Source organism: Streptomyces sp. NPDC059909, from assembly GCF_042730885.1.
GTDB lineage: Bacteria > Actinomycetota > Actinomycetes > Streptomycetales > Streptomycetaceae > Streptomyces.
In genome coordinates this window covers 1-7,934 of sequence record NZ_JBHWKX010000144.1, presented here as the reverse complement: position 1 = coordinate 7,934, position 7,934 = coordinate 1, and the positions used below count along the sequence as shown (strand labels likewise).

9 protein-coding genes are annotated in these 7,934 nt (G+C 70.6%); 6 read left to right on the top strand and 3 right to left on the bottom strand.

Features of this window, described 5'->3' with window-relative positions; translation table 11 throughout:
• From ACFV9O_RS38790 to ACFV9O_RS38780, 3 genes are all read left to right on the top strand, one after another.
• The coding region (locus ACFV9O_RS38790) for an Hsp70 family protein (RefSeq protein ID WP_385427362.1) at nucleotides 1-381 on the top strand (381 nt) is incomplete at its 5' end.
• Nucleotides 378-938 (top strand): nucleotide exchange factor GrpE, encoded by a 561-nt coding sequence (gene grpE / locus ACFV9O_RS38785; RefSeq protein WP_385427359.1) that lies wholly within the window; start codon nucleotides 378-380, stop codon nucleotides 936-938. The genes ACFV9O_RS38790 and grpE, both read left to right, overlap by 4 nt.
• Nucleotides 935-1,942, top strand: a complete 1,008-nt coding sequence (locus ACFV9O_RS38780) for a zinc-dependent alcohol dehydrogenase family protein (RefSeq protein WP_385427357.1) — start codon at nucleotides 935-937, stop codon at nucleotides 1,940-1,942. Before grpE ends, ACFV9O_RS38780 begins: the two co-directional genes overlap by 4 nt.
• A 533-nt stretch (nucleotides 1,943-2,475) precedes the next feature.
• On the opposite strand, the gene ACFV9O_RS38775 is transcribed toward ACFV9O_RS38780, so the two are convergent.
• Nucleotides 2,476-3,609: a glutathione-independent formaldehyde dehydrogenase gene (locus tag ACFV9O_RS38775; protein WP_385427354.1), complete on the bottom strand. Its 1,134-nt coding sequence runs from the start codon at nucleotides 3,607-3,609 to the stop codon at nucleotides 2,476-2,478.
• Nucleotides 3,610-3,775: 166 nt separating this feature from the next.
• Between ACFV9O_RS38775 and ACFV9O_RS38770 the strand changes: the two genes are divergently transcribed.
• Nucleotides 3,776-3,967 carry a hypothetical protein gene (locus tag ACFV9O_RS38770; RefSeq protein ID WP_030931808.1) on the top strand — a complete coding sequence of 64 codons (192 nt, stop codon included), beginning with the start codon at nucleotides 3,776-3,778 and terminating at the stop codon, nucleotides 3,965-3,967.
• A 75-nt stretch (nucleotides 3,968-4,042) separates the two neighbouring features.
• On the opposite strand, the gene ACFV9O_RS38765 is transcribed toward ACFV9O_RS38770, so the two are convergent.
• Nucleotides 4,043-4,774 carry a potassium channel family protein gene (locus ACFV9O_RS38765; RefSeq protein WP_385427351.1) on the bottom strand — a complete coding sequence of 244 codons (732 nt, stop codon included), beginning with the start codon at nucleotides 4,772-4,774 and terminating at the stop codon, nucleotides 4,043-4,045.
• 208 nt (nucleotides 4,775-4,982) lie between these two features.
• Complete coding sequence (locus ACFV9O_RS38760; protein WP_385427348.1) at nucleotides 4,983-6,164, bottom strand: mandelate racemase/muconate lactonizing enzyme family protein; 1,182 nt, start codon at nucleotides 6,162-6,164, stop codon at nucleotides 4,983-4,985.
• Nucleotides 6,165-6,294: 130 nt separating this feature from the next.
• Here ACFV9O_RS38760 and ACFV9O_RS38755 point away from each other — a divergent pair, with 130 nt between their 5' ends.
• Entirely contained in the window at nucleotides 6,295-7,170 is an 876-nt protein-coding gene (locus tag ACFV9O_RS38755; RefSeq protein ID WP_385427346.1) for a LysR substrate-binding domain-containing protein, read from the top strand.
• The gene (locus ACFV9O_RS38750) at nucleotides 7,167-7,478 is read left to right on the top strand and encodes a hypothetical protein (protein WP_385427344.1); all 312 of its coding nucleotides are present in this window, start codon (nucleotides 7,167-7,169) and stop codon (nucleotides 7,476-7,478) included. Before ACFV9O_RS38755 ends, ACFV9O_RS38750 begins: the two co-directional genes overlap by 4 nt.
• Nucleotides 7,479-7,934: the final 456 nt, after the last annotated feature.

The following is a 7,934-nucleotide window of genomic DNA, read 5'->3' as shown; positions in this document are numbered from 1 at the left end:
CACCGCCGCCGCGAGGCCGCCGAGACCCGCAACCAGGCCGAGCAGCTCGTCTACCAGACCGAGAAGTTCCTCAAGGACAACGAGGACAAGGTCCCCGGCGAGATCAGGACCGAGGTCGAGGGTGCCGTCGCCGAGCTGAAGGACAAGCTCAAGGCCGAGTCCGGCGGGGGCGACAAGACCGCGGAGATCCGCACCGCGACCGAGAAGCTCGCCGCCGTCTCCCAGAAGCTCGGCCAGGCCATGTACGCCAGCGCGCAGGCCCAGCAGGCCGCGGCCGGTGGCGGTGCCGGTGACGCCGGTGCCTTCCAGGCGAAGGCCGAGGACGATGTCGTCGACGCCGAGATCGTCGACGACGACAAGCAGGAGGGAGCCGCGGGATGAACCGCCCGACCGATGTCCGCGGCCGCCCCGGCCCGCCCCTGATGATCGCCCCTGGCAAGCCGGGAGACGGTCCCGCCCCCGGCGCGGGGCGCGACGGCCGGGGTGCCGGTGCGCCGCCCCCGGAGCACGGTGTCCACGCGGAGCTGCAGGAGCGCACGGCCGATCTGCAGCGGTTGAAGGCCGAGTACGACAACTACCGCAAGCGGGTGCGCCGGGACCGCCTGGCGGTCCGTGAGATCGCCGTGGCCAACGTGCTCGGCCGGCTCCTGCCCGTGCTCGACGCGATCGGCGAGGCCAGGGAACAGGGCGACGTGACCGGCGGGTTCGCGCACGTGGCCGTAGCACTGGAGACGGAGCTGGCGGGCCTCGGCCTGCAGTCCGTGAGCACGGTGGGCGACCCCTTCGACCCGGTCGTGCACGAGGCCGTCTCATACCGCGACAGCGACCGGTTCGAGCACCCCGTCTGCACCGCGGTCCTGCGCCCCGGGTACCGGGTCGGTGAGCACCTCCTGCGGCCCGCCCAGGTGGTGGTCACCGGACCGCCGGCCGGCCCATGACCGGGACGACGTCCGCCTGGGTGGTGGAGCACCCGGCGCCGATCGCGTCCGCGCCCCTGCGGCTCGCGGAGCGCGCGACCCCCGGGCCCGGTCCGCACGAGCTGCTGCTGCGGGTCCGTACGTGCGGGGTGTGCCGCACCGACCTGCATCTGGCCGAGGGGGATCTGGCGCCTCGTAAGCCGCAGTGCACACCGGGCCACGAGGTGGTCGGCGAGGTGGTCGCCGCCGGGCCGGCCGTCGAGGACTTCGGCGTCGGCGACCGGGCGGGGGCCGCCTGGCTGGCGGGCACCTGCGGCCTGTGCCGCTACTGCCGTACGGGACGGGAGAACCTGTGCCCCGGCTCGCGGTACACGGGTTGGGACATCCACGGGGGATTCGCCGACCACATGCTCGTCGACGCCCGCTTCGCCTATCGCCTCCCGGAGGGGTGGAGCGACGAGGACGCCGCGCCCCTGCTGTGCGCGGGCATCATCGGCTACCGGGCCCTCGAGCGGGCCGGCCTGCCACCGGGCGGCCGGCTCGGCATCTACGGGTTCGGCGCGTCCGCGCATCTGACCGCCCAACTCGCGATCGCCCGGGGCGCCGACGTCCACGTCGTCACCCGTTCGCCGCAGGCGCAGCGGCTGGCGCTGGAGCTCGGGGCGGCCTCCGCCGGAGCCGTCGCGCCTCCGCAGCCGCTGGATTCCGCGATCCTGTTCGCACCGGCCGGGAGCCTGGTGCCGGTGGCGCTCGAGGCCCTGGACCGGGGCGGCACCCTGGCGATCGCGGGGATCCACCTGAGCGCCGTGCCGTCGCTCGACTACGACAGGCACCTGTTCCAGGAACGGACCGTGCTCAGCGTCACCGCCAACACCCGCGAGGACGGCCGCGCCTTCCTCGCCGAAGCGGCACGGCTCCGGCCCGCCGTACGGGTGACGCACTACCCGATGCGGCGCGCCGACCAGGCCCTGGCCGATCTGGCGGCCGGACGGATCACCGGGGTGGCCGTGCTCGTCACGGAGTGAGACCGCGCCCTCAGCGCGCTCGGGATCCGTCGCCCGCGACTCCGGTCTTCCGTTTCCAGGGCACCGACAGCGCTTCAGCGAGATCGACTCCCTGACCATCGACGTCAAGCAGTGACGCTGCCCCCATCGGCGCGAGTGGTGCGAGCCCCCCACCGGCTCGCCTCACGCCGGGAGGTGACGCGGGCCGCCGAAGGGCAGACCGCCGCATGAGCGGTCACAGCAGCAGCCGGTCGAGGGTGATCGGCAGGGACCCGCATGTCGTGCAGGTCCCCTCGACGACGACATCGGCGGCGGCGAAACCTGCGGCCACCTCTCCGCGTTGCGGGTCCGCAGTGTGCGGGACGTGCCGTGGACATTGAGGGAGACATCGACGTGCGGAACATCGGGCTACGCCTCGCCCCATGCGGGTGTCACGGTTTCCGGTCGGTTCATGGTGCCTCGCTCCCGCATGCGCTTGCCGAAGTCGGACCGTATCCGACAGGCGGTCCGCCTGCCAGGGCAGGCGGACCGCACCATCACAAGGTCCTGCGGGTCTACGGGTGCAGCACGACCTTCGTGTAGCCCTCGATGCGCTTGTCGAACTTGTCGTACGCCGACGGCGCCTGGCCGAGGGGCAGTTCGTGCGAGACGACGAAGCTCGGCGTCGCCCTGCCCTCGATGATCATGTCGCGCAGGTACCGGTTGTAGCGCTTCACGTTGCACTGCCCCGTACCCATCTTCAGGCCCTTCTCGAAGAGCTTGCCGATCGAGACGAGGAGCATTCCGTGCTTGGCCTGTTCATCGGGGCCGCCCGGGTCGGCCGGCACGTACAGGCCCGGCACACCGAGCATTCCGGTGGCCCGGACGGTGCCGACGAGCGAGTTCAGGACGGTCGCCGGTTCCTCGCGGTCCGTGCCGTGGGCCATCGCCTGGTAGCCGACGGCGTCCACGCCCTTGTCGGTGCCGACACCCTCGGTCTGCTCCTTGATCTGCTCGACAGGGTCGCCCTCGGCGAAGTTGATCGGGACCGCGCCGATCTCCTCGGCCTTCTGCAGCCGCTCGGGGACCCGGTCGACGACGAACACCTTCTTCGCTCCGCGCAGCATCGCCGAGTACGCGGCCATGAGCCCGACCGGCCCGCCGCCGTACACCGCGACGCTCTCGCCCGGCCGGACCTGGGCGAGTTCGCAGCCGTGGTAGCCGGTGGGGAAGATGTCGGCGAGCAGCATGAAGTCGGTCTCGTGCTCGTTTCCCGGTGGCAGTTTCAGGCAGTTGAAATCGGCGTAGGGCACGCGCAGGTATTCCGCCTGTCCGCCCATCCAGGGCCCCATGGCGACATAGCCGTAAGCTCCGCCCGCAAAGCCCGGATTGACGGTCTGACAGAATCCGGTGAATCCCTCGACGCAGTTCGTGCAGAATCCGCAGGCGACGTTGAAGGGCATGACCACGCGGTCGCCCTCCTTGAGCGCGGTGACGCCCTGGCCGATTTCCTCGATGATTCCCATGTTCTCGTGACCGAAGACGATGCCGGGCTCCGCCGCTGTACGGCCCTCGTACATGTGCAGGTCGGAGCCGCATATCGCGGTGGAGGTGACCCGTACGATCACGTCGTTCGGATGCTGGATGGTGGGCTTTTCCACCTCTTCGACCGCAACTGTGAACGGTCCCTTGTACACGACGGCCTTCATGGCTGCCACCTCCGCTCGGCGATGTGCACTGCGATTACCGCCCCCGCCCGCTCTGTCCGCGTGACCTATCTCTCATGATTCTCCGGCCCGGAGGATCGGACAACCCGGTAATGTCGGCATATCTCACCGGTACCCCACCGAGGAATGGAAAGCGAGGGCGAGAACAGTGGCAGCACAGCGGCTCGGGACCCTGCTCGTCCCCGTACCAGGCCTGTCCGGCACGACCTACCCGCCCGGCACCACGGTGACTGTCCGCGGTCGCGGCGCGACGGTGGATGCCTTCGTGAACGGCGACTGGCTTCCTCTGTCGTGGTGGGAGTTCTCGGACGGCCTCCGCGAGGACATCGCCGACCGCTGACCCCGGCGGAGCGTCCGGGCGGCGGCCCACGGCCGTCTCCCAGGCATGTGCGACCGGCCATGATCCGCTCCGGCGTCACACCAGTTCGGCGATGCTCTCCACGGCGCGCGCCCGCCCGGTGACGACGATGAGCTCCCCCGGCCGTACGACCGTCTCGGCGGTGGCGTACGTGAAGTCCTCCCCCGAGCGCTTGATGCCGACCACCGTGATCCCGTACTTCGCCCGGACCCCGAGTCCGCCCAGCGGACGTCCGGTGGCACAGGACGGCGCGACGGTCTTGGCGAGCGCGTAGTCGTCGTCGAACTGGATGAAGTCGAGCATCCGCCCGGTCACCAGGTCCCGCTCCCCCATGTCCTGCTCGGGCAGCACCACGTGGTGCGCGCCCACCCGCTCCAGGATCCTGCCGTGCCGGCGGCCGACCGCCTTGGCCCAGATGTGCGGCACCCCCGCGTCGGCGAGGTTGGAGGTGACCAGGATGCTGGCCTCCAGCGCGTTGCCGATGCCCACCACGGCCCTGCAGAACTCGGCCACCCCGAGCAGGTCCAGCGCCTCGGGGTCGGTGCAGTCCGCTGCGGCCACGTGCGTCAGCTGGTCGCGCAGCCGCTGCACCAGCCCGGCGTCGGAGTCCACGCCCAGGACGTCCCCGCCGCGGCGCATCAGCTCGGAGCCGAGCGACACCCCGAAGCGGCCCAGCCCGATCACCGCGACCCTGAGGTCGTCGGCGCCGCGGGCGGCGGCGGCGCCCCGGCGTGGCGTACGGCTGATGCGGCGCGTGCCGCGGCGCAGTCGGTCCAGGTACCTGGCCAATGACGGGTCGCTCCTCGGGCAGCTGGTAGCGGCGGCCGCGCTCACGCAGCGCGAGCGCGGAGGCGAGCGTGATGAGGCCGATACGGCCGGTGAACATCAACGCGGCATGCGGGACCGCGCGGGGCGCCGCTGTTGCCGGTGCGGTGGCGCCCTGCGGGTCTTCTCACCCCGCGGAAAGGTGGTTGCCGGCGTGATGTGACGCCGGACGTCAGGGGCGGGCGCCGACCTCGTACTCGGCCTGCGTCCAGGCGCGGGCCTGGTCGGTGAGGCTGATGCCCAGGCCGGGGCGGGACGGCACGTGCATACGGCCGTCGCTGATGCGCAGGCGCTCGTTGAAGAGCGGTTCCAGCCAGTCGAAGTGCTCGACCCACGGCTCGATCGGGTACGCGGCGGCCAGGTGGAGATGGATCTCCATGGCGAAGTGGGGCGCGAGCTGCAGGTGGTGGTGCTCGGCGAGCGCGGCGAGCTTGAGGAACTGGGTGATGCCGCCGATACGGGGTGCGTCGGGCTGAATGATGTCCGCGGCGTCGTGCCGGATGAGCTCCCAGTGCTCGGCAACGCTCGCGAGCATCTCGCCGGTGGCCACCGGGGTGTCCAGCGTGGCGGCGAGGGCGGCGTGGCCCTTGGCGTCGTAGGCGTCGAGCGGCTCCTCGATCCACACGAGACCGAATTCCTCGAGTGCCCGGCCCATGCGCTGGGCGGTGGGCCGGTCCCACTGCTGGTTGGCGTCCACCATGAGCGGGACGTCGTCACCGATGTGCTCGCGTACGGCCGTCAGCCGGCGGAGGTCCTGCTTGCCGTCGGGGTGACCGACCTTGATCTTGAGGCCGCCGATGCCGCTGGCGAGCGAGGCGGCGGCGTTGTCCAGGACCTCCTCGATGGGCGTGTGCAGGAAACCGCCGGAGGTGTTGTAGCAACGCACGGAGTCGCGGTGCGCTCCGAGGAGCTTGGCCAGCGGCAGCCCCGCCCGCTTGGCCTTGAGGTCCCACAGCGCGACGTCGAAGGCGGCGATGGCCTGGGTGGCCAGTCCGCTGCGTCCGACCGACGCGCCGGCCCACACCAGCTTCGTCCAGAGCTTGCCGATGTCGCTGGGATCCTCGCCGATCAGCGTGGGCGCGATCTCCTTGGCGTGGGCGAACTGGCCGGGTCCGCCGGCGCGCTTGGAGTAGCTGAAGCCGATGCCCTGGTGGCCCTGGTCGGTGCCGAGCTCCACGAAGAGGAACGCCACTTCGGTCATCGGCTTCTGACGTCCGGTGAGCACCTTGGCGTCGCTGATCGGGGTGCTCAGCGGCAGGAAGACCGAGGACAGCCTGATCCAGGAGATCCTGTCGAGCGTCGCCTCGCCTGCGAGGTGCGCTGCGTTCGTTGTCGTGTGCGTCGTGGTCACCACTTCGTGTCCCTGGGTGTGAGGCGGATGCGATCGGCGGTTGGCTGCGGACCCGACTGCCTCCGAAGCTAGGGACGACGAATGATCCACGTCCAACATAAACTTTGGATGCGGTGATACCGGGAGGGCATTGTTGTTCACGCTGACGCAACTCACCAGCTTCGTGGCCGTCGCCGAGGAGCTGCACTTCACCCGGGCCGCCGAGCGGCTCCAGATGACCCAGCCGCCGCTCAGCCGGCAGATCCAGCTCCTCGAGAACGAGTTGCGGGTCAGGCTCCTGGACCGGACGAACCGGTCCGTGCGACTGACCCCCGCGGGCCGGGCCTTCCTCAACGAGGCGCGGCGCATGCTGCGTCAGGCCGAGCACGCCACCCTCGCCGTCCGGCAGGTGTCCGCCGGCGAGGCGGGCGCCATCGCCATCGGCTTCACGGCGGCCGGCGCGTACTCCGCACTCGGCACGCTGCTCGACACCGCGGGCGCGAGCATGCCGAGAACCGAGATCGTGCTGCGCGAGATGGTCACCCGTGACCAGTTGGAGGCCATCACCGCGGGCTCGCTGGATCTCGGCATGGTCCGGCCGGCACCGATCGGCTCCGATCTCGAAAGCCGGCCGGCCACGAGGGAAGGGCTCCTGGCCGCCCTGCCGACCGACCACCCGCTCACGGCGCGGGAGGGCGCCCTGCGGGTCGAGGACTTCGACGGCCAGGACATGCTGATGTACTCCCCCGTCGAGTCGCGTTACTTCCACGAGCTGCTCATCAGCATCTTCCGCGCCGCGCAGGTCACGCCCGTGTTCACCCAGTACCTCAGCCAGGTCCACAGCATCCTGGCGCTGGTCAACACCGGTTGGGGAGTCGCGCTGGTTCCCGAGGCGGCCGCGCAGATGCGCTTCGCCGGGATCACGTTCAAGCCCGTCTCACTGCCCACGCCGCAGCCGGTCGAGTTGAACCTCGTGTGGCGCAAAAGCAACGACAACCCGGCGCTGCACACGCTGCTCCGACACCTATGACACATGGGCCCTTCTTCGGCAAGGGACTGGGCGCACTGGGCTGGGCCGTGATGGCCGACGTCTCCCCCAAGCAGATCGCCGGTCCGGCCGGGGGCGTCTTCAACACCTTCGGCGCCGTGGCGGGCATCGTCACCCCGCTGGTCATCGGCTATCTCATCGACGCCACCGGCTCGTTCGACCTGGCCCTCGCGTTCGTCAGCGTCTGTGCCGCCATGGCGGTCGCCAGCTACCTCGTCATCGTCAAGGACATCAAGCGGCTCGAGCTCGACGACATCCACGACGACGTCCACCGGACGCAGCCGGCCTGACCCCGGACCCGGACCCCGGCCCCGGAGCGCACACCAGCGCTCCGGCGCCTTCCCCTTGGTTCCGGGCATGCCTGTCTGAGTCACGCGTGATTCACCTGTGATGTGAGGGGCTGGCGAGGCCCGGCCCCTTCAACTACCGCACACGTTAGGAAACTTTCCTAACCAAAGTCTTGACCCCGGACGGCCTCGTTCAGGAAGCTGTCGAGCCATCAACCCCCCACCGTGTACCGGTGCCCACCTCGAGGCTGTGGCGCCGCGGTTCCGCTAGGTCCTAGTCGTCCCATCCCCCTCACTGGGAGGCTCCGTGCGTTTCCGATCACGCCTGCTCGCCCTGGCAGGCGCGGCACTGACGGGGGCGGCAGCCGCCATCGCCCTGCCCAGTACCGCGCAGGCCGCGAATCTGCTCACCAATCCCGGGTTCGAGTCCGGGTCCCTGTCCGGCTGGTCCTGCACCGG

Excerpts from the sequence above, each read along its gene's own strand:
- grpE (WP_385427359.1), top strand. The coding sequence starts at position 378 with ATGAACCGCCCGACCGATGTCCGCGGCCGCCCCGGCCCGCCCCTGATG.
- ACFV9O_RS38780 (WP_385427357.1), top strand. The coding sequence starts at position 935 with ATGACCGGGACGACGTCCGCCTGGGTGGTGGAGCACCCGGCGCCGATC.
- ACFV9O_RS38775 (WP_385427354.1), bottom strand. The coding sequence starts at position 3,609 with ATGAAGGCCGTCGTGTACAAGGGACCGTTCACAGTTGCGGTCGAAGAG.
- ACFV9O_RS38750 (WP_385427344.1), top strand. The coding sequence starts at position 7,167 with ATGACACATGGGCCCTTCTTCGGCAAGGGACTGGGCGCACTGGGCTGG.